This is a genomic window from Dehalobacter sp., from assembly GCF_030063005.1.
Lineage (GTDB): Bacteria > Bacillota > Desulfitobacteriia > Desulfitobacteriales > Syntrophobotulaceae > Dehalobacter > Dehalobacter restrictus.
The window spans coordinates 1-24,474 of the sequence record NZ_JAPDHR010000042.1; the positions used below are offsets into that span (position 1 = coordinate 1).

The 24,474-nt window shown below is 44.9% G+C and carries 22 protein-coding genes and 1 pseudogene; 20 read left to right on the top strand and 3 right to left on the bottom strand.

All coding sequences use genetic code 11. The features are described 5' to 3' along the window. Positions 1–302: 302 nt before the first annotated feature. Together OKX56_RS11330 and OKX56_RS11335 are read right to left on the bottom strand one after the other, a co-directional pair. On the bottom strand, positions 303–1,724 hold the full coding sequence (locus OKX56_RS11330; RefSeq protein ID WP_025205235.1) for a hypothetical protein: 1,422 nt from the start codon (positions 1,722–1,724) through the stop codon (positions 303–305). A gap of 167 nt (positions 1,725–1,891) precedes the next feature. Then, positions 1,892–5,173, bottom strand: a complete 3,282-nt coding sequence (locus OKX56_RS11335; protein ID WP_025205236.1) for a DEAD/DEAH box helicase — start codon at positions 5,171–5,173, stop codon at positions 1,892–1,894. Positions 5,174–5,389: 216 nt separating this feature from the next. Here OKX56_RS11335 and OKX56_RS11340 point away from each other — a divergent pair, with 216 nt between their 5' ends. From OKX56_RS11340 to OKX56_RS11375, 8 genes are all read left to right on the top strand, one after another. Next, positions 5,390–5,713 (top strand): heavy metal-binding domain-containing protein, encoded by a 324-nt coding sequence (locus OKX56_RS11340; protein ID WP_015044541.1) that lies wholly within the window; start codon positions 5,390–5,392, stop codon positions 5,711–5,713. 1 nt (position 5,714) lies between these two features. Next, entirely contained in the window at positions 5,715–5,951 is a 237-nt protein-coding gene (locus tag OKX56_RS11345) for a hypothetical protein (RefSeq protein WP_025205237.1), read from the top strand. A gap of 346 nt (positions 5,952–6,297) precedes the next feature. Then, a complete protein-coding gene (locus tag OKX56_RS11350; RefSeq protein WP_025205238.1) occupies positions 6,298–7,437 on the top strand; it encodes a hypothetical protein in 1,140 nt (379 codons plus the stop codon). Positions 7,438–7,572: 135 nt separating this feature from the next. Then, complete coding sequence (locus tag OKX56_RS11355) at positions 7,573–7,860, top strand: type II toxin-antitoxin system Phd/YefM family antitoxin (RefSeq protein ID WP_019225700.1); 288 nt, start codon at positions 7,573–7,575, stop codon at positions 7,858–7,860. Next, positions 7,857–8,186, top strand: a complete 330-nt coding sequence (locus tag OKX56_RS11360; protein WP_025205239.1) for a type II toxin-antitoxin system RelE/ParE family toxin — start codon at positions 7,857–7,859, stop codon at positions 8,184–8,186. The genes OKX56_RS11355 and OKX56_RS11360 overlap by 4 nt, the downstream gene beginning before the upstream one ends. 269 nt (positions 8,187–8,455) lie before the next feature. Continuing rightward, positions 8,456–9,265, top strand: coding sequence for an SDR family oxidoreductase (locus OKX56_RS11365; protein WP_025205240.1), 810 nt, complete (start codon positions 8,456–8,458; stop codon positions 9,263–9,265). Positions 9,266–9,453: 188 nt separating this feature from the next. Further along, complete coding sequence (locus OKX56_RS11370; RefSeq protein WP_019225693.1) at positions 9,454–9,774, top strand: PadR family transcriptional regulator; 321 nt, start codon at positions 9,454–9,456, stop codon at positions 9,772–9,774. A gap of 3 nt (positions 9,775–9,777) precedes the next feature. After that, the gene (locus OKX56_RS11375; protein WP_025205241.1) at positions 9,778–10,293 is read left to right on the top strand and encodes a DUF2812 domain-containing protein; all 516 of its coding nucleotides are present in this window, start codon (positions 9,778–9,780) and stop codon (positions 10,291–10,293) included. 108 nt (positions 10,294–10,401) lie between these two features. Here the strand turns inward: OKX56_RS11375 and OKX56_RS11380 are convergent, their stop codons facing one another. Next, positions 10,402–10,716 carry a demethoxyubiquinone hydroxylase family protein gene (locus OKX56_RS11380; RefSeq protein WP_019225691.1) on the bottom strand — a complete coding sequence of 105 codons (315 nt, stop codon included), beginning with the start codon at positions 10,714–10,716 and terminating at the stop codon, positions 10,402–10,404. 161 nt (positions 10,717–10,877) lie between these two features. On the opposite strand from OKX56_RS11380, the gene OKX56_RS11385 reads away from it, so the two are divergent. From OKX56_RS11385 to msrB, 12 genes and pseudogenes are all read left to right on the top strand, one after another. Next, positions 10,878–12,125: a DUF5050 domain-containing protein gene (locus tag OKX56_RS11385; RefSeq protein WP_242837024.1), complete on the top strand. Its 1,248-nt coding sequence runs from the start codon at positions 10,878–10,880 to the stop codon at positions 12,123–12,125. 516 nt (positions 12,126–12,641) lie between these two features. Beyond that, on the top strand, positions 12,642–13,370 hold the full coding sequence (locus OKX56_RS11390) for an AAA family ATPase (RefSeq protein WP_019225688.1): 729 nt from the start codon (positions 12,642–12,644) through the stop codon (positions 13,368–13,370). Between the two features lie 175 nt (positions 13,371–13,545). Then, positions 13,546–15,063, top strand: a complete 1,518-nt coding sequence (locus OKX56_RS11395) for a cell wall-binding repeat-containing protein (RefSeq protein ID WP_025205243.1) — start codon at positions 13,546–13,548, stop codon at positions 15,061–15,063. A 328-nt stretch (positions 15,064–15,391) separates the two neighbouring features. Then, a pseudogene (locus tag OKX56_RS11400) lies at positions 15,392–16,325 on the top strand (DUF1848 domain-containing protein). Positions 16,326–16,468: 143 nt separating this feature from the next. After that, the gene (locus OKX56_RS11405; RefSeq protein WP_019225686.1) at positions 16,469–17,383 is read left to right on the top strand and encodes a helix-turn-helix domain-containing protein; all 915 of its coding nucleotides are present in this window, start codon (positions 16,469–16,471) and stop codon (positions 17,381–17,383) included. Positions 17,384–17,756: 373 nt separating this feature from the next. After that, the gene (locus OKX56_RS11410) at positions 17,757–17,957 is read left to right on the top strand and encodes a hypothetical protein (protein ID WP_141690667.1); all 201 of its coding nucleotides are present in this window, start codon (positions 17,757–17,759) and stop codon (positions 17,955–17,957) included. A 95-nt stretch (positions 17,958–18,052) separates the two neighbouring features. Then, positions 18,053–18,355 (top strand): hypothetical protein, encoded by a 303-nt coding sequence (locus tag OKX56_RS11415; protein ID WP_025205244.1) that lies wholly within the window; start codon positions 18,053–18,055, stop codon positions 18,353–18,355. A gap of 102 nt (positions 18,356–18,457) precedes the next feature. Continuing rightward, a complete protein-coding gene (locus tag OKX56_RS11420) occupies positions 18,458–18,886 on the top strand; it encodes a pyridoxamine 5'-phosphate oxidase family protein (protein WP_019225683.1) in 429 nt (142 codons plus the stop codon). A 147-nt stretch (positions 18,887–19,033) separates the two neighbouring features. Continuing rightward, positions 19,034–21,064, top strand: coding sequence for a cell wall-binding repeat-containing protein (locus OKX56_RS11425; protein WP_019225682.1), 2,031 nt, complete (start codon positions 19,034–19,036; stop codon positions 21,062–21,064). 67 nt (positions 21,065–21,131) lie between these two features. Next, complete coding sequence (locus OKX56_RS11430; protein ID WP_019225681.1) at positions 21,132–21,662, top strand: nitroreductase family protein; 531 nt, start codon at positions 21,132–21,134, stop codon at positions 21,660–21,662. A 153-nt stretch (positions 21,663–21,815) separates the two neighbouring features. Next, positions 21,816–23,324, top strand: a complete 1,509-nt coding sequence (locus tag OKX56_RS11435; RefSeq protein WP_019225680.1) for a LysM peptidoglycan-binding domain-containing protein — start codon at positions 21,816–21,818, stop codon at positions 23,322–23,324. Between the two features lie 139 nt (positions 23,325–23,463). Further along, positions 23,464–24,414: a peptide-methionine (R)-S-oxide reductase MsrB gene (gene msrB, locus OKX56_RS11440; protein WP_019225679.1), complete on the top strand. Its 951-nt coding sequence runs from the start codon at positions 23,464–23,466 to the stop codon at positions 24,412–24,414. Positions 24,415–24,474 lie beyond the last annotated feature (60 nt).

Here is a 24,474-nt window from a genome sequence, read left to right on the forward strand (position 1 = left end):
ATTTAGTTGCATAACTAAATTATACAGTATTTGCGGGCTCTTTGAGCCCGCTTTTGCTATTTCTCACGCAATAAAAGTAGGGCTATTGCCCACGAACGGTTACGTTCGTTGTGCAACAGCCCCTTTTATTATCAATAATTTTTATTTTTAAGCTATTATTTGTCAGTTCATCTCTCATGGATAGCTTGCCAAGTATTATCCATACGCTCATCCCCCTGCTCCTAGGATCTATCATATCACCGTATGAATACTTCTACAGAACTGATTTTTCCATTTATAACCATTTAAGCAAAAATATCTCTTTAGCGGAACCAAACTTCACAACCATCAAAGGGGTTGGCGGTTCCTAAATTCAAGTGCCCGTTTGCTGTTTTAAACAAGATCCTTGCACCGTAGTTATGCGGATTTCCCAAACCGTTTAAGGTAATTGGAGCCCAATGAATGCCATCCTTGGACTTAAACAAATCAAATCCATTAAATGGATAGATTGCATCGCCTACTGTAAGCAGCACGCTAAGAATGATTCGCAGAAGTTCTTCTAGAAATCCGGGTAAATTTAGAATTGCAGGAATGATAGCGGGAACGAGCGGTTTAAGGAGTACAGACCAGTCAAATGTGCCCAGGAAGAATTCCCCATTGTATTCTTCCAGCTGCCAGCAGTATAAATTAAAGGGATTTCCTAACCCCGAGGGTTTATGGCTTAATGCTTTGCCCCGTGTGCCCGTGGTGGGGTTGGTAGGCTTTTTAGCCTTGCCCCCGATTACCAGCTGCCAATGATCCTGCGCGTCTATCCTCACCAGGTCAAAGGGTTTAAATGCGGAGAGATTCATCGGCTGTTGCGCAAGAAGAGGGAACATAATGGCGCCAACATATAAATAATCTTTAAACGCTCCAAGTGTTAAGGGAATAATATTAAGCGCATCACCGGCTCCCTTGTCGATCACCAATTTCCATTCATTAATGATGGGTCCTGTGCCTTCAGTTCTCCAAAGTTCAAATCCTTCCACCAGATTAGAGGTAGCGGCATAAAGGTGTCCTTTAAAGCTTGCCATCATCATTACTTGCCCGCTTGGGTTTTTACCTTGGATAAATCCCGGGTTGCTTGGATCCCCTGTAACCTGCTCCCATCTGCCATTTGGAAAGTGAACGGTAGGAGGGATATATTCATAAATCAGAGCAGTTAGAGTTTGAGAGATCTCATCTACAGTTGACATATAGAGTTTTTCGTTGGTATGAATCACCATTGCCCTTGTGGAAGTACCGTTAAGATTATCATTGGGTATTTCAAGCCAGGACAATCCATCTGTGGACCTAAATGTCCTTACCTTACCCTGACAATACCCACCAACATAAAGCGCCGTTTGACCATTCAGGTCGGTATAACGGATCATATACCGAAAACCTTGGATAATATTGAAATCAGCTGGAGCTTTAAAAACTTTCTCCCAACCGGCATGGGGAAGCGCTTTGTTATAACGCCAGATTTCTGCTCTGTTATCGACAACCTCAGGGGTTAGCTCCTTCGGGATTTCGAAATCCCCCAATATTCCTGCATTCTTAATAGTCAGGAGAATGTTATAGAGAATATTTCTTCCGGTCCCTACATAGAGATATTCTCCCATCTCAGCCATTGACCAGGCATAATTGTTTTGCATGGCGTTGTTGGGATTTGTATCAAAACCGTTTCGGGGAGTTATTTTTTGGAAACCATATTTATTGAACACATAATCACCCTCCAAAAATTAGGACAGACTTTTTCCTGGTACATCATATGAACATTGTCCAGTTCTGACACAGAAATTTTTTTGAAAGGAGTCAGGGTGACTTAGCGTCAAATTGTGCGTATAATCCTCCTACCAATCAGGTTGTTTAACAAAAAAATAGAGAGTTATTAGTCAAAATCAAACAGCGCATTGAGCTCCTGTTCTGTTAGCTTGGACAACATCGTTTCTCCGGGCTGGATGACGGAATCGATCAGCTTTTTCTTCTTGGCCTGCAAGGCGTTGACTTTTTCTTCGATGGTCCCTTGGGTCAAAAGCTTGATGACCTGAACCGAATTATTTTGCCCGATCCGGTGCGCGCGGTCCGTAGCCTGGTCTTCAACGGCCGGATTCCACCAGGGGTCAAAATGAATGACAGTATCGGCGCCCGTCAGGTTAAGGCCCATCCCACCTGCTCTTAAAGAAATAAGAAAGACCTTGCCTTGACCGTCATTGAAGGCTTGGGCCATTTGAGTTCTTTCCAGAGCCTTGGTAGAACCGCTCAGGTAAAAGTGCGTGATCTTATGTTGATTAAGGTCATTCTGAATCAGATCCAGCATCGAAGTAAACTGGGAAAAGACCAGAATCCGATGGCCGGCGTTCAGCGATTCTGTCAAAATCTCCTGAAACAACAGCATCTTGCCGCTTCCCCCCGTATAATTTTCAATAAACATTGCCGGGTGGGAGCAGATTTGCCGCAAGCGGGTTAAGGCTGCCAGTATTTTAATCTGGCTTTTGGCAAAACCTGAGACAGCCAGTTCCTCAGCAAGCTGACGTTTCGTTTGCTGGAGGTAGGCCAGGTAGATTTTTCGTTGCTCATCTGTCAAAGCAGCTTTGATCTCCGTTTCAATTTTGGGAGGCAGTTCTTTTAGGACATCAACTTTCAGTCTGCGCAGGATGAACGGCTTGATCTGCCTGCTCAATTCCTGAAGAGATTCCGTGTCTCCTTTCGACACGGGCAGGGCGTATTTCTTGTGAAATTCCTGGTGGCTAGGCAGATAGCCGGGCATAATGAAATGAAAGATGGACCAGAGCTCCGACAGGGAATTTTCAATGGGTGTTCCGGTTAGAGCAAAATATCCTTTGGCTTGAATTTTCTGGACAGACTTGGCATTGAGGGTTTGCGGATTCTTGATGTTTTGGGCCTCATCCAAAAAACAATAGGAGAATGCCAACTTGGAAAATTGCTCAATATCACGGCGCAGTACGGCATAAGAAACGACAACAAGATCAGCTGGCGTAATCCGGCTGATTTGTTCCTGCCTCTCGGCAGGCTGCCCATCGATGACGAGCACATGTAGGTCAGGCGTAAATTTCTCTGCTTCACTTTGCCAGTTGTAGACCAGGGAAGTCGGCGCGATGACTAAAAACGGTAATAAAGAGGAGGGATTTTGGGCGGCAGTGAGCTTTTCCGATAGAACGAAGGCTAAAACCTGCAGGGTTTTGCCGAGACCCATGTCATCGGCAAGGATACCGCCCAGACCATAGGAAGCAAGCGTCTTCAGCCATTTAAAACCTGTTTTCTGGTAATCACGCAGCACCTGCTGCAGCGGCAGCGGAGGATCATATTCCCCGTCCTGGGGTTCCAGGATGCTTTGGACCAGTTGTTTGAAAGCTTTATTGCGTTGGATTCCAGAAAGTTCGGCCTGCCTGAGGAAGCTGTCAATGTACAGGGCCCGGAACTTCGGGAGGTGAAGCGTTTGGTTGGTTAAATCCTGCCCCTTCAGATCCAGGTGATCGAGAAGTTTGCTCATGGCTTCCAGGTCATGCTGCTGCAAATCAAGAAATGAGCCGTCACGCAGGCGGTAGTATTTCTTCTTCATCTGCAGGGATTGAAAGATATCAGCTAATTCCCCCGGATCAATATCACCGCAGGTAAAAGAGACTTCCAGCATATCCAGGGATTCATCCAGACGAATCCGGCCGGAAAAGGTGGCGGAAGTTTGAATTTTCAATCGGAAATCATCGGAATAGTAGGTTTCCGCCAAATCTTGAAGCTCCGAAAATCCCTTGACGGTAAAATCAAAGATCTTCTCGTCATCCTCCAGACTGATTTTGCCTTCAGATACGATAAAATCAGCCTGTTCAAAGATATTCAGAATTTTTCTTTCCTGCTCAAGATCCCGGATCAGGATTTGATCATCACCTGGCGCAGTCCGGAAGCCCCCGCGTGAAGAAAACGGATTAATCGAGATCTCCCCGTAATGAAATTCCAGGCGGGCTGTAACTCCGTTTTCTCCGGCCCGGTCAAAATAGATCTTCGGCTGCAAATCCTCACGGATAAATCTATCTGCAAGTGTTGGCTCTACGCGGACTGTCGCAATTTTTTGCATCAACGGGAGGGCTTCTGAAGCAAACCGGTCTTTTTGCGCCGCAGTAAACAGAATGCCTGGACGCTGCTTGCCGTTCAGGGCTTTGAGCAGGTTGGGCAGGAATTCCGTTTGCTCCTGAGAGACCTGATAAATCTGCCGGTTGTAAAGATAATATCTCCCATCTGCGGTTAACGGGACAGGCAGTTCATTTTGCAGCAACAGAAGGATATTTTGTTCTTCGGCCTCAACGGAAAAGTCTAGCGGGATATCCTTCCGTCTGATATTTACAGTCAGAAATTCGGTTGTTTCATAGCCGTTGGCAAAACCGGCATGCAGGGAAAAAGGCTTTGATCCCAGCGCATCCAATAATTTGCTCAAATAGTAAGTGCTGAGTACAAACGGTTTTTGACTGAACGGAGAAGCTGTATAGGCAAAATTGGAGACATTCCTGATTTCCTGGAAAGCTTCATATTGGGCCAGCATATCCTGGAGCATGGCGATCAAAGGCGCGTCAGTTTCTTTGAATTTGTGACGGGTCGGATCATAGGTGAATTTTGCCCCAAAGTCCAGAGAATGCTCATTTTTTACGGCAAGTAAAAAATCCTTTAAGTTTTTAACAACATAAGGACGCTTTAGGCCTACTTTCAGCTGGAGCTGGGCACTTATTTTGCGAAAAACCGTACTGAGCTGAAGTCCCACCTCGAGGTTCAGCTCTTCCAGCGGATTCTCCTGCTTGCGGTCGGAGATGAAGGTCATGAACTCACTGCCGGCCTTGATGGAATCCGAAAATGAAGACTGTATGGCAGAAAGTTTTTGCCGTGCAGTTTTTAAAACTGCGACGACATGTTTACAGGCCCCGGGATATTCGGCGTAGGCCGGACAAGTGCAATGAGCGGAGCTCACGGTCCCGCTCTGATTTAACACGATACGGACATCGTAGTGCCAATTGCCGGCGACAATCGCTTTGATGGCCCTTTGCTCAGGGTCAAAATTAAAGTTGCTTACTTTCCGGCTCTGCGCATAAATGACACCGAGCTCGTAAGATTTTCGGTTGGAGGCAAGGGCTTGAATCTCCCTTTCTGTGACGTTGAATAAGGCCATGAAAGGAACTCCTTTGAGGATTAATGGTGTGCAATAATCCTAGAATACCATAAAACAGAGGAAATATCATTTTAACGGCAGGTGTTCCGGTTGGCATTTTTAGCAGATATCTTGGAACAGCTGTTTATTAATAGAATGGATTGAGTCAAAAATTGCAAAAATAATTGTAAGCTGGCTACAAGATCTGTAAAATAAAAATAAAAAGGGAGTGACAGTATGTTAATCGTTACGACCGAAAATATCAAAGGTTACAAAGTAACGGATGTTAAAGGACAGGTGTTCGGTCTCGTTGTTCGCAGCCGGGGATTGGGCGGGAATATCATAGCTGGGCTGCGCAGTCTTATCGGCGGGGAAATCCATGAATATACCGCCCTGCTTGAAGATACCCGTAAACAGGCGATAGACCGTATGGTCAAGAATGCCCAGGCGATGGGAGCAAACGCTGTGGTGATGATGAGGTTTGATTCCAGCGAAATTGGACAGACCATGAGTGAGATTGTAGCCTTTGGAACCGCGGTTGTGGTGGAGAAAGAAGCTTAAGATGAGAATAACGGCTGAAATCTATATATTATTGGAAGTGGGGATATTTCTTATCATTGCCTTCTGTTCATGGTTTATTTGGGATAAACGCTATCGAAAGAATCATGGAAACGATATACCCAAAGGGTATATGGCTACGGATGAGGTTTTTATCGACCCAGTGAACGGTAAGAAATTTAAAGTTTATTATGAACCGGAAACCGGTAATCGGTTTTACAAAGAGGTTAAAGAGGAATGATGACCATTGAGTTTTTATGGATTAGGCAGGGCTTTTTGGGGATTTCAAACTAAGCCCTAACAGCCCAGCCAGCGCTGGTTTTTTTGATCGACCAGGTAACCGAAAACCGGCTGCAAAACAGATGATGTAAGGGTAAACGCCGAAACCAAAAAAGCGCCCTTGCTTATCCCCAATCCGGCAACCACTAAAAACGGCAGCAGTGTTTGAATAAAATTACTTGCCTTTTGGCTGTTTGCGGACCCGCTGGCGGAGGCAGGAAAATGGTGTTTTGCTAGATATCAAAACAAGGAAAATTTGGTATAATTAAGAACTAAGGAAGAAAAAGAAAGGGAGGTTTCAAAAGATTTTGAGCAGGAAAGTAAAAAGCCGGAGAGTCATCACATTCTCCCTGGTGCTTGTAAGCATCATCCTGCTTAGCGGATTGGTGGCTTGCAGTTCAGGCGGCACGGGCACTGAAGAAACGGTCCAAGACCAGGTGGACTCCACCGGAAACACTTTAAGCGATATCAAAACAAAACTCAACAAGGCAAATATTTATGGAGCTACTGTTTCTCCCGACAACGGGTTTGTCGCTTATATCCAGGGTAATTCGGAACTTTGGGAGGGACAGCTCTACCTTTGGCAGGTTGGCAGCAGTGAGCCGAAGCTTATTCCGAGAGTAAACGACAGGATCTGCAAACTATTATGGTCGCCGAACAGCAGCTATCTGTTTGTCGATATCGGGACTTCTGTACAGCGCGAAGGAATCATCGTTAGCGCCCGGGAAGACAAATCGATCGGGGATTTTGGTTACACCGGCGGGCCGTGCTGGTCGCCGGACTCCAAATGGGTGGCCGTCGGGATGGTTAACAGCAGTATCCAACCTGTTACGCCCACGGAATTAAACGGGGTCCAAGACCTGGTCCTTTACAATATCCAGACCAAGGAGAAAAAGGTGATCGTCAAAGCAACGAGCGAGTACGATTTTGTGCCGAGGGAATGGCTTGCAAATGGAAATCTTGAGTATGATAAATATTATTATAGGGGCCAAGCCATGGAAAAGTTGATTTATTCAGCTAAGCCGGACACCGCTTCAGCTCCTGAAGTTTCGAATGCCTCGGCATCGGCGCCGGCGACTCGTGCATATTTTGGAATCTGGATTATTAAGAAAGAAATTCCAACCCCCAATGTCACCTGCTTAAGCCAGGAGCAAATCGACGGCTATCTCGGCCAGGAGATCGCAGTGAACGATAAGCAAGTCGTCACAAGTAAAGGAACGATCAAAAATCCTGTTTATCAGGAAAACATCTGGACAAATACCGACCTTTACAACAATTGGCGGATGCAGTTCAGCAGTCTGGGAGTCACGGACGATACGGTAACGGAAATCGAGATCGCCAATTATCAGAATGATACGGAAAACGGAATTGGCTCGGGTTTTATTCTTACAAACGACAAACGGCTGTATACCAATATTGGCGGTGTTCTTTTTGAGTTAGGGAAATAAACAACATCAGAAAATTATGCCCGTTTTGACTTATTAGAAAAGGAAATAAAGCTGTTTGTACGGCTAATGATTAAGATTTCTTGACTAACCGGACTAAATTTAGTACTATATTTGTACAGGGGGTGATTCGTTTCTATGAACATTAAGGATGATATTCGGCCGATTTCTTATATTAAAGCCAATGCAGCTGAGGTACTGGATCAAGTGAACGAGTCCCGCAGGCCGGTTTATGTAACCCAAAATGGAGAAGCCAAAGCTGTTTTATTGGATACGGAGTCTTACGAAAAAATGAAAAATACGCTTGGGCTGCTAAAATTGTTGACGCAAGGGGAAAGTGACATCGTTAACGGAAATGTTTTATCTCAGGATGACTTTTTTTTGAGTATGGATCATCATCTTCTTGAGCAGGACGAGCAACGATGAATATTAAAAAATATCAGGTTTTTTGGACCAAAACCGCTCAGCAGGATTTAAAAAAAATAATAGAGTATATTGCGATCGACAGTACAATCAATGCGGGAAAGGTCTATACAGACATCAAAGAAAAATCCGAAAATTTATACCTATTACCCCTCCAGGGAAGGATTGTTCCGGAATTGAATTATTTCGGAATTTTGATTTATCGGGAATTAATAATCCCTCCATGGCGGCTGATTTATAAGATTGAAGAAAATAAAGTATGGATACTTGCAGTAATCGACGGAAGAAGAAATGTTGAGGACATATTGCTGGACAGGTTTATCGGATAGCTTTCTTCATCCTCAATGCTGTCCGTTGGTAACAAGGGCAAAAACTAACTATAAGCCGTAGATGAAGTGGGTATGCTATCCTTCATCGCGGCTTTTTCTCGCCTTAACTGGTTAATCAGGGATATAAAAAGAAAAGATGAAAGATAAAAATCAATTGCTTCACTGCAGCGTCCCGCAAAATTAATGAATGGTGTGATCGCAGCACGGTTCGCGGAATGAATACTGCTTTTTTGGGAGAAAATGAAGGGAAAACAAAAGGAGAAACCTTTATGACAGAAGCAATCATTCCGCAGCCGACTTTCCCTGCTCAGCACCAGAATTTTCAGCCCGGACTGGAAACATTAATGAACCCGAGTCCTGCCTTTGAGGATCCCAACTATCAGCCGGGAGGCAAACTCCGGGGAAAAGTTGCCCTGATCAGCGGAGGGGACAGTGGGATCGGCAGGGCCGTTGCTATTCTTTATGCCAAAGAAAGAATAGAACAGCTTGGCCGTCGCTGCCTCCTGATCGCAGGGGATGTCGCCGACGAGATGTTCTGCAATCAAGCCGTCCGGGAAACGATCCAAACCTTTGGTCATCTGGATATCTTGGTCAATAATGCCGGGGAGCAGCATCCCCAGAACTCTATTCTGGATATCACTTCCGAACAGTTGGAAAGAACATTCAGGACAAACATCTTTGCTATGTTTTACCTGACCCGCGCCGCATTGCCTCATCTCCAAAAAGGCGCTGCGGTTATCAATACAGCTTCGATTACCGCCTATCAAGGTGAAGTCCGTTTAATTGATTACGCTTCTTCAAAAGGCGCAGTCGTATCTTTTACGCGGTCTTTGTCCGAATCCTTAGCCAAACAGGGCATCAGGGTCAACGGCGTAGCCCCCGGCCCGATCTGGACTCCGCTTATTCCCGCTTCTTTCAGCGCAGAGGAAGTCCGTACATTCGGCAGTACGAACCCGATGCAGCGTGCCGGCCAGCCAGTGGAGCTTGCTCCTGCCTATCTTTTTCTGGCCAGTGCCGATTCCGCCTATATGTCGGGGCAAATCCTGCATATCAACGGCGGAACGATCATCAATAATTAGAAGAAGCGAGGTTATAGGCCTGTTCGCTTTGCAATACAGTTTTAAGCAGGCGGCTTAACAAAATGCTGCGTGTTTCCGTGGAAAAGTGTCCACGGGATTTTTTTTATCAGGGGGCAAAAGATATTGACAGATATATCGGCTGATGATATATTATATATCGTTAGAAGATATATCGGAGGATGATTGGTTTGGACAATAATACACCTTTGACAGAAGCCTTGTTTTATATCTTATTGGCGGTACGCACACCGAATCATGGCTATGGGATTATTCAGGATATCGGTGAAATGACCGGCGGAAGAGTCACATTAGGACCGGGGACCTTATACGGGGCGATTAATTCCATGCTTTCAAAGGGGTGGATCTGTTTATACAGTGAGGATAAGGAATCCAGAAAGAAAAAAGAATATCTTCTGACGAGCCGGGGTGCGGAAGTCTTTCATAACGAAGTCCAAAGGCTGAATGAACTTGTCAAGAATGCAAAAAAGATGGATGAGGGGCGGATCTAAAAGATGATAAAATTCAAATGGTATTATGACAAAGATGCCGAACAGGATTGGCTTCAAAAAATGTCTTTGGAAGGATGGGCCTTTAAAAAATTCTTCCTTGGATTTTATACGTTTGAACCCTGCGACCCTGGTGAGTACAATTATCAGATCGATTTACTGGATAAATGGGACGGGGACAAGGCTGATTATGCATCTTTCATGGAGGATACCGGCGTAGAAGTCGTCGGTCAGTGGTTCAGATGGGTCTTTTTACGGAAAAAGGCTGCGGACGGGCCATTCGAGATGTATACGGATGTCCAATCCAAAATCATGCAATACAGTAAGATCAAGCGTTTTTTCACCGTCTTTTTGGCCATAGAGATCATCTGCTTCTTGGTGGAGTTGATGGCAGCCTTTGAAAGCGGCGAGGTTCTCTTTGGGGCTTTTACAGTGTTACTTGGGATTATTGCTATAGCGATGTTAAAGATCGTATGGAAATGCCAGTGGAAAATTGAGCAGTTAAAACGTGAGGAAATATGAAGAAGTGACAGCCTTGGGACAAGGCTGTTTTTTTATGACAAGCGCTGATAGCATGGGAAAAATAAAGGAGAACAAATTTATTTGGAGAATTTTACTAAAATAAAGTCCTTATTGCATAGGGGCCTGAAAATTTTGAGATTGCTGTTGTTGTACGGCTTGTCTTCCCTTTTCTATAGACGTCAAGTCCTTTGGACTAATCATGGCTAGCAACTGTTCTAATTCTCCGACGTGTTGTCTTTCTTCATCAGCAATATGATGGAGAACCTTTTTTACTCTCTCATCATTTGTTGCCATAGCATGAGATTCATAGCCGATAATTGCTTCGTACTCCCCTGCAATATCAACCCGAAGGGCCTGAGCCAACTCCTCATTGGACATCTGCTTAGGGACATTCGCTACAAATGGGTTTCCAAGTAAGGCCATAAGATCATATCCTTCCTATGAAAATGAGTTTATCTTATAGTCTGCCTGTTTATGAAAGCAGTAATCAGGTATTTATTGGTAACGAGTACGGCAGCCAGCAACGAAGGTGAGTAAATATAAAAAATAATAGGTTTTGGGGAGATAAGATGAATGTGCACCGGATGAAAAAAAAGAAATATGGGTGGGTTTGCCTTGCGCTAATCCTTCTGCTGGTGTCAGGCTGCGTTGCGCAGCCTGGGTCTTCCACAGGTCCTGCCGGTGCTGCTGAACCATCTCCGGCAACTGAAAACACCGGCAACCAAGGAGACATAGCGCCGGGGCTACAGGAGACCGGAGCTTCAAGTGAGAATAGTGCAGCTATCTCGGATGAAAAAAGCGACAGCATGCACAGCGGGAAGTTTTTCGCCAAGAACGGCAACATCCTGATTTATTATGCCGAACTGCAGGATGGGATCTATATGGTGGATACCGCAAAGAATACAGTACGGCGACTGGTGAAGACCCACTCCGTGCATAAGCTCTACTTTGACGGCACCTACGTCTACTATATGCCCTACTATTATCTGGGACGGGGTATTTACCGGGTTGACCTTAAGGGAAACACAGAAAAGATCTGTACGAACTCTTCGCTGCAACTGTGGCTGACAGAAGATAAGATCTATTTTACCGATCAGATCGGCTTTGACGATATTAACCAGACCCCGCGCGGAAATTTGTGTACGATGAATAAAGACGGCACCAACATCCAGATTTTGATCAAGAACGTCGGCAATTACTTTTCCATTCAGGACGAATGGATTTATTACACCCACTTGAGTAACAGGGACCTTTACCGGGCGGTCTTGGACGGGAGCCGCAGTGAATGTCTGGCCCAAGGGCGCACCTATATCACTGCTGCCGACAATGACTACCTGATTTATACGGATTACGAAGACGGTGAAACGCAGCATTTGCTGAATAACCGGACCGGCGAAAATATTATCCTTGGACAGTTTGGAGGAGGCTCCCGTTATAACGGTCAATTCTACATTGTGACTGAAGAGCGGGGTCCGAATGGTATTCCTTCTTCCACAGGCTGGTCGGTCTTCCGGGTCGATCAAAAAGCAGGAAAAGCTGTGAAACTTGCTTTCCTGGAAATGGACCGGTTTGGACTCGATGGTATGAGCTATGTGTATGGTGATTGGCTCTATTTTTACACGATGGATGGCGGGCCCACTGGTCAAAGGGGGACATACCGGGTAAAATGGCCTTGTGATGATTATGAAGCCGAGTATCTCGTCGACGGATATCTTTTTTATTTGGACGGCTATGGCTATTATATTGAGGAAGACGAGAATGCCCAGCCCCCTACTTTTGCCCGGATCAATCTGCAAACCGGGGAAGTCAGCCGCTGGTCGTTTCAGGAATAGGCAGAACCCGATGGTAGTGTAGCCATCGCCAAACCTTATCCAAACCCATGCAATATGTGCTGGAGAAAAAAGCAATTAGGAACGGTAAGCTAAAGGTCTGGCAAGCAATCCGGGAAATGATTACCGATGGGGATACGGCTAAATTTATGAAGAACAGCACGGAGCGTTTTCAATTCTATTTCGATGAAAAGACAAATAAGATTGTTTTTCTTGAGCACGTTCGGCTGTAGCTGATGGCTAATATTTTAACAAATATATTAGAACTGAACCAAATTTACCGAGAAGACTTCAGAATTGTAGGTATGTTTATTTATTGGATTATGAATTACTCATCGTTATCAAGGAACTCAAACTAATATTGTGCAAGATTGGTGATCCCGTACATGTAATCGCCAATTCTGGTTCGGGGTCATTATTTTGTTTCAACAGACGATTTTGATTGAGGGTATCTTAAATTAACCGGAAACCGGAGGAAGTCAATGAGCCGCTAGATCAAATCGTTAAGGAGGTAGAATAATGGAATTCAACAGCCTTAACCAGTACATACGCTATATTGAATTAGACAGGGAGCGTGTCCCCTCCTTTACGGAATACCCCTTTCATTTACCTGCCATCAAGAACTTAGACAGGTTGTCTTTTCACCCCAAAGTAACGTACATAGTCGGTGAAAATGGTTCGGGAAAATCAACAATTTTAGAATCGATCGCGGTTGCATTTGGTTTTAATGCGGAAGGCGGGACAAAGAATTTCAATTTCACTTCCAGAGCGACGCATTCAGACTTAAATCAATATATCAAAATTATTAAAGGAGCCAAAAGACCTAGAGATGGTTTCTTCTTTAGAGCAGAGAGCTTTTATAATTTTGCGTCCAATGTTGAAGATTTAATGTTGGAGGGGGCCTATGGCGGAAGGTCGTTGCATGAACAGTCGCATGGCGAGTCATTTTTCGCGGTTTTTCAGAATAGGTTTTGTCGGGAGAGTATCTATATTCTAGATGAACCGGAAGCGGCGTTATCCCCTTCACGGCAAATGTCGATGCTGACAAGGATTCATGAACTGATCAACGAAGGATCTCAGTTTATCATTGCAACGCATTCCCCGATCATCTTGGCCTACCCGGATGCCTTGATCTATCAGATTCGTGACGGATTCGAGCAGGTACGCTATGAAGAGACGGAGCATTATCAAATCACGCGTTCTTTCTTAAATAACACGAAAAAAATGCTTGATATTTTATTGAAATAATTAAAATTATTCGAATGCTCATTTGTTCATTGCCAAACATTGCTAATATCTTTTCCTGTAATTTCAGAAGGAAATAAAACATGTTTTAATATATAATTTTCCTTGGTGTTATTTTTTTATATCTTATCCATTATCCACCAGATATCTTACTTACTATTTTTAGGAGGAAGAAAGAATGAGCTTTCGAAAAAATTGGCTGAAGTTCCTGCTTTCAATGGCACTGGTGTTCACAATCACAATTCCTGCGATGCCTTTACAAGCATATGCTGCCCAGGCAGTAGAAAATAAAAGACTTGCAGGGGATAGCAGGACGCTAACTGCGATTGAAATCTCCAAGGAGGGATGGACTGCAGGTTCAAATGCCGTTATCCTTGTCCGTGATAACAATTTTCCAGATGCGTTAGCCGGTGCTGTCCTGGCGGCAGCCTATGATGCCCCGATACTTTTAACGAACAGTCAATCACTCTCTCCTGACACTGCGTTGGAGATCGAACGACTCCAAGCGCAAACGATCTATATCCTTGGCGGTACCGGTGCGGTATCCGCAGCGATTGAAGAGGATCTGTCTGCGGACTATACGGTCGAGCGTATCACAGGCGGCAATCGTTATGAGACTTCAGCGAATATTGCCAAATATCTGCAAGACAATCATAAACTGTTGACGAAAAAGGCTGTCATCGCCTATGCACAGAATTTCCCGGATGCCTTGGCGATCTCATCCTGGGCAGCGCAAAACGGTGTACCGATTCTGTTATCCGAAACAAATTCTCTACCAGCAGCGACAAGCGAAGCTTTAACTACACTGCAAGTAACCGATACGATTATTACTGGCGGGACTGGCGTCATCAGTGCGCAAGTCGAATCCAAACTTCCGGATCCAACCCGTTATGGCGGAAATAATCGTTATGAAACAGCAGTCAACATTATTAATGGCCTTGGTCAAGCGACGGATACCCTCTTTGTTGCCACAGGGCTAAATTTCCCCGATGCCTTAGCTGGTTCCGCGTTAGCTGCAAAACAAGGAAAAGCCATTCTGCTCGTCGGTAACGGCATTGATCCTTCCGTAGAAACTTTTTTAGCAGGTAAGGTAGGACAAATCAATAAAATTTATTCTGTCGGCGGTACCAGTGTTGTGAAGCCATTGGTCCTGAATCAGATCTATTCTTGTATCGTTTTGGAGCAACCCGCCGAAGCATTTGCCAACGCGATGAACGCGATCAAAGCACTGGATCAGGATACCGTTGACCGGTATTTCAGCTACGATGGACTCATGAATTCTGATGAATCGACCAGCACCACGATCACCGATGAAAATATTGCCTCTTTCTTCACCAAACTCGATTACAACATTGTGTCTTCAGCCATAAACGGTGATACGGCAACCGTGACAGCGGAAATCACCAATACCGATTTCGCGGCCGTCTTGGATGCTTACCTCGATGCGGTCATGAAATTGGCGATTGAACAGGGATTATTGCCTGAAGAGGAACAATTAAGTGATGAAGAAGCTGAACAGGCGATACAGGAGCTACTGTTTGACGCCATTGCCAATGAGGACCAGACAACAACAGTCACAATCGAAGTGAATCTTGTGAAGAATAATAATAGTTGGACAATTACCATGGATGACGAATTTGCAGATGCGATCCTGGGTGGATTCATCAGTGCATTTGAAGATCTTCTGAAAGAATAAATAAGCAGTAAATAAAGAATGGCGGCCATTTGGACGCCATTCTTTTTTATAAACTCATTACTGCCAAAAACAATCCAATGTGAAAGTAAGCGGTTTCTAAAAAACGTTAAATAAAAAGGAATAAAAAGGAATAGAAAGATAGATATAGAAATATTAAACATTAATGTAATGGATTAATGGAATTAGAATGAGTTGGGGGATGCGCACGTTGAAAAAACAGATTAATAAATTGCTTTGTCTGGGATTAATTCTGATGATGCTTCTTGTTATGTCATCCTGCGCTCAAAAGTCTGAGGGTTTTGCGTAATCTGAAAAAGGAAAACCGACAATGATCATAAGTGTAAGCAGGCGAACAGATATCCCGGCATATTATGCAAAATGGTTTTACCGTCGCCTAAAGGAAAAGTCTGTTCTTGTCCGTAACCCGATGAATATTCACCTAATCAGTAAAATTGACCTTTCGCCGGATGTCGTTGACGGTATTGTTTTCTGGACGAAAAATCCGGCACCGATGCTTGAACGGTTGGACGAGCTGAGAGCCTACACCTATTATTTTCAGTTTACCCTTAATGCCTACGGAAAAGATATTGAACCGAACGTACCATCAAAAAATGATATTGTTATTCCGACATTTCAAAAACTGTCTCAAAGAATTGGCAAGGACAAGGTGATTTGGCGGTACGATCCGATTCTGTTCAATACGGATTATACAACGGCGTATCATCTTAAGTTTTTTAAGTCGCTTGCAGTAAAGCTCGCCGGTTACACGGAAAAATGCACGGTCAGTTTTTTAGACTTTTACCAAAATACAGAGCGGAACCTTCGGACATGCAATATCATCAAACCGACAACCGATCAGAAAGTGGAATTAATGCAGCGGTTTGCAGAGACCAAAACAGTTCGGAATGGATATGGATACCTGTGCGGAGGATATTGACTGCGGAAAATTTGGCATCCGTCAGGCGCATTGTATTGATAAAGAGCGCTTTGAACGTTTAGGCGGATATTATCTAAACGTTGAGAAAGACAAAAACCAGCGGCTGGAATGCGGTTGTGTTACAAGCGTTGACATCGGGGCTTATAATACCTGTAAAAACGGATGTCTGTACTGCTATGCGAATTTCAGCCCGAACGCTGTTCAGAAAAATGATGCTGCGCATCATCCGGAATCCCCATTGCTGTTTGGCGGTGTCGGCGAAAATGATGTGGTAAAGACCCGTGATATTAAATCGTGCCGCAATTGTCAGTTCGAATTGTTTTAGGGTTGGGAAAAAGTCCATACCTTAGAGTTTCATTGCAATTTATTGTAAAGAGGAAAAGAAAATTGGGCGGTGCTTCACAATCGCAAAAGAAGTCAAGAAAAAAATAAGCATATTTGTTATCCTTTGAACTGGCAGGTGAGAACATGGAAAACTGGGAAAAAATTAAGGCAGTACAGCGGATGCAGGAGTATATCGATGAACACTTGACCGAACCCATTACCCTGCATTCTCTGGCCCGGGCGGCGGGGTATTCGCCCTGGCATTCAGCTAGAATGTTTAAGGAGCTGATCGGAAAAGCACCGTTTGAATACATCCGGGCTTTGAGGTTATCCCAGGCAGCTGTTACACTGAAGGACAGGGATCGGAAAATCATTGATGTTGCTTTCGACTTCGTCTTTGATTCCCATGAAGGATTCACCCGGGCCTTTTCTAAAGAATTCGGAATTACGCCCAAAACGTACAGCCAAAACAAAGAAACGGCATCTCTTAAACTTTTCATACCCGGCTATGTCCGTGATTATTACCTGACGAAACAAAAAGGAGAGAGCAATATGTCTGATCATTCTCAGTCAAACACGGTCTTTGTACAAGTGGTGGAACGTTCCGCCCGGAAACTGATCTTCAAAAGCGGCTTAAAAGCGACCCATTATTTTGAATACTGCGAAGAAGTAGGGTGTGCTGTCTGGGAACAGCTTTCTGCAATTAAAGAAGCCATCTATGAACCCATTGGGATGTGGCTGCCGGACAATTTGCGCCGGCCGGATACGTCGCTTTATGCCCAAGGGGTTGAGGTTCCGGCGGATTATACAGGGGAAATTCCGGATGGTTACGAGAGCATGAACCTGTCGCCGTGCAAGATGATGGTTTTTCAGGGTCAGCCTTTTGATGATCCAAAATTTGGCGAGGCGATCGAAGAATTATGGGAAGTCATGAAAAGTTACAATCCGGAAATCTATGGTTTTCAGTGGGCGGACGAGGACGGCCCGCGATTCCAGCTGGCGCCCATGGGCTACAGAGGGTATATCGAGGCCAGGCCAGTCAGAGAATTGAAAAAATAGGTTTCACAAGGCGGGAATTCAAGCTGGAGCGATTCGTTTCGTTCCGGCTTTTTGTTTTGTTTCCCGCTAATCTTTGAGTATAATATAGGCAAAGAAGGAAAAAAACGAAAAAGAGGATAACCTGTTATCAGTATCTGTCCATTAAAAAGGTATTTGCGAAGGATTAATGAAGGTAAACTCAACTATTTATTTATATTCTTTTCCGGAGAGTGAAATCTTGAATGACAAAGAATAAAAAGAGCATATAAGATTGGAGCCGCAATATCATCTAGGGAAAAACCTATATATAATCGAGAAATCCCAATATTTTGGTTCTAAACTGGTACTAAAGGGAATTATACATATTGTACACACACAAATGGGGTGGTATAATATGGATATAAAAAAAGGTAAAGTGATAGTCTTTAAAAAAGGAGGGGAAACAATGAGTGCGGTAAGAGTTAACGCAACTCCCGAGATTAAAGGAAAATTTGCTGAAGAAATAATGGCTGAGGTAAGAAAAAAACCTTCCCCTCAAGCGATAGAACGTAATAAAAAGGCACATGGTCTTCTTTTAAAACTACGGAAGAATTAAAAGGAGCATTTAATGAGTAGGAAAAGTATATATGACCATCAAAATATCATTCAACTGATTGAATTAACAGAAGGATATCGGTTGAATGATTTTTGTTGGCTGTCAAAATAGGTCATCTTGCGGTTGATAAGAAATATAAGGAAATCTATACGAATATTGGGTCTCTAATGGTTGAATTAGCCCGCGGTATTTGTATAGAAATACGAACTCATGGGGTAGCCTGCCGCTTTATTACAGTCGATGCTGATGTGGAAAACGATCAAGATGTTTGTGATTTTTATATTAAAAATGGCTTTAAATTTAATGAAAGTTATCAAAATCATAAGAGAAAGAACCCCAGTTTACGATTAGATATTGACGGGGATATAGAAGAAGTCAAATTTCAGCAATCAGGATAATTTTCATAGGATAATCTAGGAGGGACAGCCCTTCTTATTTACTAAAAATACGATAAATATACGTTTTCTTTAAAAAAATGAAAATCTAAAGGAGGTACTGAAATGGATTTTAAGGATTGTATGCAATTTATTATGGAGAGTCAGGCGACCTGTACCCTGTGTACGGTCGAGGGGGACCAGCCCCGGGGCAGGGGAATGATTCCTTTGTGGGTGAAAGATGACGGAATCTATTTTACGACTGCCGCTTCTAAGAATTTGTATAAACAACTGCGCACCAATTCCAAGGTGGAACTTTGTTTTGTCACCTCGCAGCCCATCAAGCATTTACGGGTAATGGGCGATGTGGAGTTTGTTGAGGATTCCGCTTTAAGGGAAAAGGCCCTGGAAGAAAGGCCTTTTCTCAAGGCCCTTGGTTTTGATACCTCGAATAATCCGAACTTTATTCTTTTCCGGGTAGTCAACGGGGAAGCCCATTTCTGGACCTGGGGAGACAATCTCAAGGAAGCGGACATACCGAGGATCAAATTCTAGACCGTTAGAATATTATTTTTGATTTGTCCGTTCAAACGCGCATGACAAGCACATAGGCTGTTGACATGCCGTTTTTTTATGGGGTAGAATTCAAATAATGGGAATCAGCGCAAAGAATCCTGAGAAGATCTGAAAGGAGAACAGGGATTGGTAAAGAGATTATGGGTTGCGATTTCGATTTTTACCCTGGTGCTGGTGGGTTGGCAGGCACCGACGGTTTGGGCCGACTCAAGCTCGGTGACGAGCGCCGACAAGTCCGTCAGTATTGCCGGTCAATCCACCACAATTAAGGCGGTGCGCGCCGATCTGAATGATCCCAATATCCGTGTGCTTTCCGTGCCGGCAGGCAAAGTCGGCGATGTTAAGCCCTTCGAGCAGATCATCGGCAGCATAGACAAAAACAAGTATGAAGTATTGGCGGCAGTCAACGGCGCGTTCTTTGAGGCCTACAATGAAGGCAAGAAGCCCATAAACGGGACCTTGGTACATAACGGGGCGACGATGCACTATGAAACCAGCAGCATGATAGGTTTCGGCAGCGCCGGCGAAGCGCAGCTTGATAGGGTGGCCTTCAGGCAGTACGTCTATGTCGACGTTACCGGAGGCAATTACCTTTATAAACAACTCTTTTACTTACGCAACTGGAATGTCATCAGGCCAGCCGGCTACACAGGTTATCGCGAGGCGATCATCACCCCGGATTACGGTACGGAAACCGGGAATACCGATATGGTCTGTGTGGTGGTACGCAATGTCAAAGACGTGACGGGTAGCGTTTATACAGCGGGCGGTGCGAAAGTTCTGCAGAAAGGTACGGTTACAGCTATCAGCCAGGGCAATACGGCCATTCCGGCTGATGGATTTTTATTGTTGATGCCGACTAGCAGCGCCTACCGCCAGCTATTCCATGTTGGATCGACGATTGATTTTGTGCGGCAAGTATGGAATAGCCGCACAAATACGGATGATACGGCTGATTGGATCAATTTGACCAACATCACCGGTTGCGGCCCGAGCCTCATCTTGGATGGACAGGTGACTGCCGATCCGGTCGGTGAGGGCTGGAACGACCCGAAACTCACCACGGCTGCCGGCAATCGTTCGTTCATCGGGCTGACGACCGACAAACAATTGGTTTTCGGTACCACGCCGGGTCTTACGATCAAAAATTTGGCTCAGGTTGCCCAGGCGTATAACCTAACAGACGCCATGAATTTAGACGGCGGCGCCTCCAGCGCCCTGTGGCTGGGCGGCAGGACCATAACGCCCGCCGGACGGGAGCTTTCCAATATCATCGCCGTCGTACGGCTGAAAGTTTCCGAGCCGGCCATGCCGGCGAGTGGAATCACTGCGGACAGAACCATTAACGGGGGCAGTACACCGGCTACCTCGGTAAAAGTGTCCCAAGAAGGATGGATAAAGGCTGATTCAGTGGTCGTCGTCCCCGGAGAAAACAACCATTTGATCGACGCCCTGGCAGCAGCACCCTTGGCCGGCCAGGAGCAGGCGCCGATCCTTATGGTGGAAGGTGGCGTCCCGACGGCCGAAGTGATTGGTGAGATAAAACGGCTGGGAGCAAAAAGAGCTTACTGCATCGGCTTCCAAGCGGATGTCGTGTCTGGAAAATTGAAAGCAGCCATCCCCGATCTCGAGGCAAAAGTGCTGCAGGGGGAAGGGCGCGCGGAGACGGCGAACCTGGTAGGAGACGAAATTGCTGATCCACGTGGGGTATTCCTCGTAGGTTTTGATGCTCTGGCCGACGCCGTGAGTGCCGGGCCCTACGCGGCAGCCAACGGATGGCTAATCCGCATAACGGACGGAGCCGGTGTCTATCATCCCGAAGCTTGGAGTTTACTAAAGGCTGGACTAGACGCCAATAATTTGGTTATCTTGGGCGGCACGTCCAGAGTCCAGGATACAAACGGATTCCGCCGCATGTCCGGCGTGGATCGCTACGTGACCAACCAGGATTTTAACGAGAAGATGGGACTTAATACCAGCAAGGTTTACTTTGCTGACGGTTACTCTTTGGCCGCGGCTCTGATGGTTGCACCGTTGGCTGCCCAGAACAATTGTCCGATTGTCCTGGCGGAAAAGAACGATCCGAACCAAGCCAGGTTTCCCGCCGGAGTCACTAACGACGCTACTGTTATCGGCATCGGCTCGCCTGCCCGTTAACCCGGGAGATCGTTGATAAGTGGGAATTTTATATAACACGATCATTGATTGGATGGAGGGGACATTAATGAACACGAATATAGACTTTTTGAAACTGGCAGAGGAACGCTATTCAGTGCGCAACTTTACCGACAAAGCGATCGAACAGGATACGCTGAATAAAATATTGAAAGCGGGACACCTCGCGCCGACTGCTTGCAACCGCCAACCGCAGAAGATTCTGGTCATCAACAGCGAAGAAGGATTGGCAAAGCTCAGAAAATGCACGAAATGCCACTTTGGCGCACCTGCCGCAATGCTTATCTGCTACGATAAGAACGAATGCTGGCAACGGGAATACGACGGCAAGACCAGCGGGGTTATCGACGCGAGCATTGTAACAACACACATGATGCTGGAGGCTACGACGCTGGGCGTGGGCACGACGTGGGTCATGTACTTTATACCTGAGGCTGTTAGGGAGGAGTTTGCGATTCCGGACAACATTGAGCCGGTCGCCTTGCTGGTGATGGGTTATCCTGCCCCGGCTGCAAAGCCTTCCCCCGGACATTCGGAATTCAAGCCAATAGAAGATGTCGTATCATACAACAAGTTCTGACAACAAGTTTTGATTGATACGGTTTTCAATATGATCTGCAGGCTGATAAGCTATGCGTACAAAAATATTGAAATATAGGAATAATTTGGGAGGTATTTGGCGTTAAGCTGAAGAATCATATAGTTACAACATAGTGGAGAGGGGAGTAACTATATGAAGATTAGAAAAAAAACAGCCTTAATTCTTACGGTCTTATTTGTATCCGTTGTGGTATTAGCTGGTTGTACCCAAAATCAGCTGGCAATCTTTAATGCCTATATGAAAATGCAAGATGTGACTTCAATGCAGCAGCATATGACGATGTCTCTTCAAATGTCCGGCACAGGGTTTGATCAGGCAGACCAAGAACAAATCGATTCAGTTGCTGAGATGTTAAATAATGCGAAACTCGATGTCGTTTTGAAAATGAATTGCAACGAAGAGAAAACAATCGCTAAATTACAGGCAGATTGTAACGTAATTGCATCCGGTCTTAATATTGACATGCCGTTTTGGGTAGATGAAGATTTCTCAGGGAAAACTCCAAAGCTAATTGAAGTCTTTAAAATCCCGCAAATTGCAGCAGCCTATTTACCCCCTGGATATGCTGGAAAGCCATATATGGTTATAAATCCTTTTGATGCGAAAAATACGGATCTTAAAAATATGGATGTAACGAACCTTATAAAATTGCAGTCAGATCTACAGAAAAAAAGTACTGATTTTCTAAACAGTTATGTTCAAAGGTTCAACCCGAATATTGACGTCGTTAGTGAATCAGCAAACGATGGCCTTGGCTCACAAAAATATACGATAAAACTTAATGATGCACAATTGAAGGAATTTATCCGTTATGGGATTAATAACTTTGCGAAGGACAAAGAAGCGTCGAACTTTTTAAATGAATACTTCACGATAATTGCTCAGTATAGTGAGCTCTCAGGCAGTTCATCGGAATTTGGTTCTATTGATGAAGAGTTTTTAACTGAATTTAATTCAGTCATGGATCAATTGAATGATGTTTCTATTCTAGGGGACAAAGGTATCGAGTTAACGTATACGATTTCAAGCGAAGGTTATATCACCCATGAAAATGGAAGTATCAACCTAGAGCTCGATATGTCAGCATTAAATAGATTGATGAATGATACCGTAGGCGGAGAAGAAATTCAATCGGATGTTACCGGCATTTTGAATCTTACGTTTAACTATGATACAGATATAACAAACATTAACCTACCCGTGGACATTCAAATGCCTGAGCTAAATTCAAGCAACTCGTTTAGTTATCTTGACCTGATACCAAAAACAGATGTAGAAGTGGTTAACAGCACGTATAAGGTTCTGCCCGGTGATACGTTAGCTACGATCGCCTTAAACCATTACGGAAGTTACAAATACTCCGGTAAGATATATGAGGCAAATCGTGATATTATTGAGAAGAATAATAACCGTTTATACGCAGGAATGGTTTTAACCCTTCCGCCTGAGGGGCTGCTCCCGGATATCGTTGCCGGTGAAAAGCAAAGAATATATACCGTGAAAGCAGGAGATACCCTGGCAAAAATAGCCCAATTAGAGTATGGTGATGCTTCACTTTACATGAAAATATACGCAGCAAATAAAAATATACTATCCAGTCCAGATTTGATTTATGAGGGACAAAAGATATTAATTCCATAAAATTGTATTTTAACTTGAATATAATATCATCATTCTTAGCATCATAAAAATATCGAGGATGGTAGGGGATGGTGGCTCGGTTCGCAGCTTTTGAGCAGCGGAGAATGATATCATCATCTGATATCATGGAGGGTCTGTTATGTCTGAGATTTATCTTGCAGGCGGCTGTTTTTGGGGTGTGGAAAAATATATTGCGTCTATTCGCGGGGTCCGTACCACGCAAGTGGGCTATGCCAATGGCAAGACCGCGAACCCGACCTATGAGGATGTGTGTCAGCGCGGCAGCGGACATGCCGAGACGGTGTATGTAGACTATGATCCGGAGATTGTGCCGCTGGAATTCTTGCTGGAATTATATTATCAGGCGATTGATCCGGTCTCACTTAACCGGCAGGGCGGCGACAAGGGGACGCAATACCGTACCGGGATTTATTATGCGGATATGAATGATCTGCCGGTGATAGAACGGTCCCTGGCCAAACTGCAAAAAAACTACGACAAACCTGTCGCGATCGAGATAAAAGCAATCGAGAACTTCTGTCCGGCGGAAGCGTACCACCAAAAATATCTGGATAAAAACCCGGACGGCTATTGTCACATTGGCAGGGATCAATTCACGAAGGCGGCAGGGGCCATTATTAACCCAGCCGATTATCAGGCGTCGGATCCTGGCAGGCTTCGCCAAACCCTGACCGGAACGCAGTACGAAGTGACGCAGAATAATGCCACCGAGCCGCCGTTTCATAACGCGTTCTGGGACATTTTCCGGCCGGGTATTTACGTGGATATTACGACAGGCGAGCCGCTTTTTGCCTCCTCGGATAAATTTGAATCAGGCTGCGGCTGGCCGAGCTTTACCAGGCCTATCGATCCGAATGTAGTCTCGGAGAAGACCGATACTTCCCATAGCATGCTGCGGACCGAGGTCAGGAGCCGTGCCGGCGATGCCCATCTGGGACATGTGTTTGCTGATGGACCCAGGGAATCCGGCGGTCTGAGATATTGTATCAACAGCGCCTCGCTGCGGTTCGTGCCTAAAGAAGATATGGAGCGGGAAGGGTACGGAAATTTAATTGGACTCGTGAAGTAAAAGATTGCTATGATGAAATTGTGAAAATCGCTGAAAACTTAGGCAAGTAGATGGATGATA

Excerpts from the sequence above, each read along its gene's own strand:
- OKX56_RS11420 (WP_019225683.1), top strand. The coding sequence starts at position 18,458 with ATGGATTTTAAGGATTGTATGCAATTTATTATGGAGAGTCAGGCGACC.
- msrB (WP_019225679.1), top strand. The coding sequence starts at position 23,464 with ATGTCTGAGATTTATCTTGCAGGCGGCTGTTTTTGGGGTGTGGAAAAA.
- OKX56_RS11405 (WP_019225686.1), top strand. The coding sequence starts at position 16,469 with ATGGAAAACTGGGAAAAAATTAAGGCAGTACAGCGGATGCAGGAGTAT.
- OKX56_RS11345 (WP_025205237.1), top strand. The coding sequence starts at position 5,715 with ATGAGAATAACGGCTGAAATCTATATATTATTGGAAGTGGGGATATTT.
- OKX56_RS11385 (WP_242837024.1), top strand. The coding sequence starts at position 10,878 with ATGAAAAAAAAGAAATATGGGTGGGTTTGCCTTGCGCTAATCCTTCTG.
- OKX56_RS11360 (WP_025205239.1), top strand. The coding sequence starts at position 7,857 with ATGAATATTAAAAAATATCAGGTTTTTTGGACCAAAACCGCTCAGCAG.
- OKX56_RS11390 (WP_019225688.1), top strand. The coding sequence starts at position 12,642 with ATGGAATTCAACAGCCTTAACCAGTACATACGCTATATTGAATTAGAC.
- OKX56_RS11355 (WP_019225700.1), top strand. The coding sequence starts at position 7,573 with ATGAACATTAAGGATGATATTCGGCCGATTTCTTATATTAAAGCCAAT.
- OKX56_RS11430 (WP_019225681.1), top strand. The coding sequence starts at position 21,132 with ATGAACACGAATATAGACTTTTTGAAACTGGCAGAGGAACGCTATTCA.
- OKX56_RS11395 (WP_025205243.1), top strand. The coding sequence starts at position 13,546 with ATGAGCTTTCGAAAAAATTGGCTGAAGTTCCTGCTTTCAATGGCACTG.
- OKX56_RS11335 (WP_025205236.1), bottom strand. The coding sequence starts at position 5,173 with ATGGCCTTATTCAACGTCACAGAAAGGGAGATTCAAGCCCTTGCCTCC.
- OKX56_RS11410 (WP_141690667.1), top strand. The coding sequence starts at position 17,757 with ATGGATATAAAAAAAGGTAAAGTGATAGTCTTTAAAAAAGGAGGGGAA.
- OKX56_RS11340 (WP_015044541.1), top strand. The coding sequence starts at position 5,390 with ATGTTAATCGTTACGACCGAAAATATCAAAGGTTACAAAGTAACGGAT.
- OKX56_RS11375 (WP_025205241.1), top strand. The coding sequence starts at position 9,778 with ATGATAAAATTCAAATGGTATTATGACAAAGATGCCGAACAGGATTGG.
- OKX56_RS11435 (WP_019225680.1), top strand. The coding sequence starts at position 21,816 with ATGAAGATTAGAAAAAAAACAGCCTTAATTCTTACGGTCTTATTTGTA.
- OKX56_RS11365 (WP_025205240.1), top strand. The coding sequence starts at position 8,456 with ATGACAGAAGCAATCATTCCGCAGCCGACTTTCCCTGCTCAGCACCAG.
- OKX56_RS11380 (WP_019225691.1), bottom strand. The coding sequence starts at position 10,716 with ATGGCCTTACTTGGAAACCCATTTGTAGCGAATGTCCCTAAGCAGATG.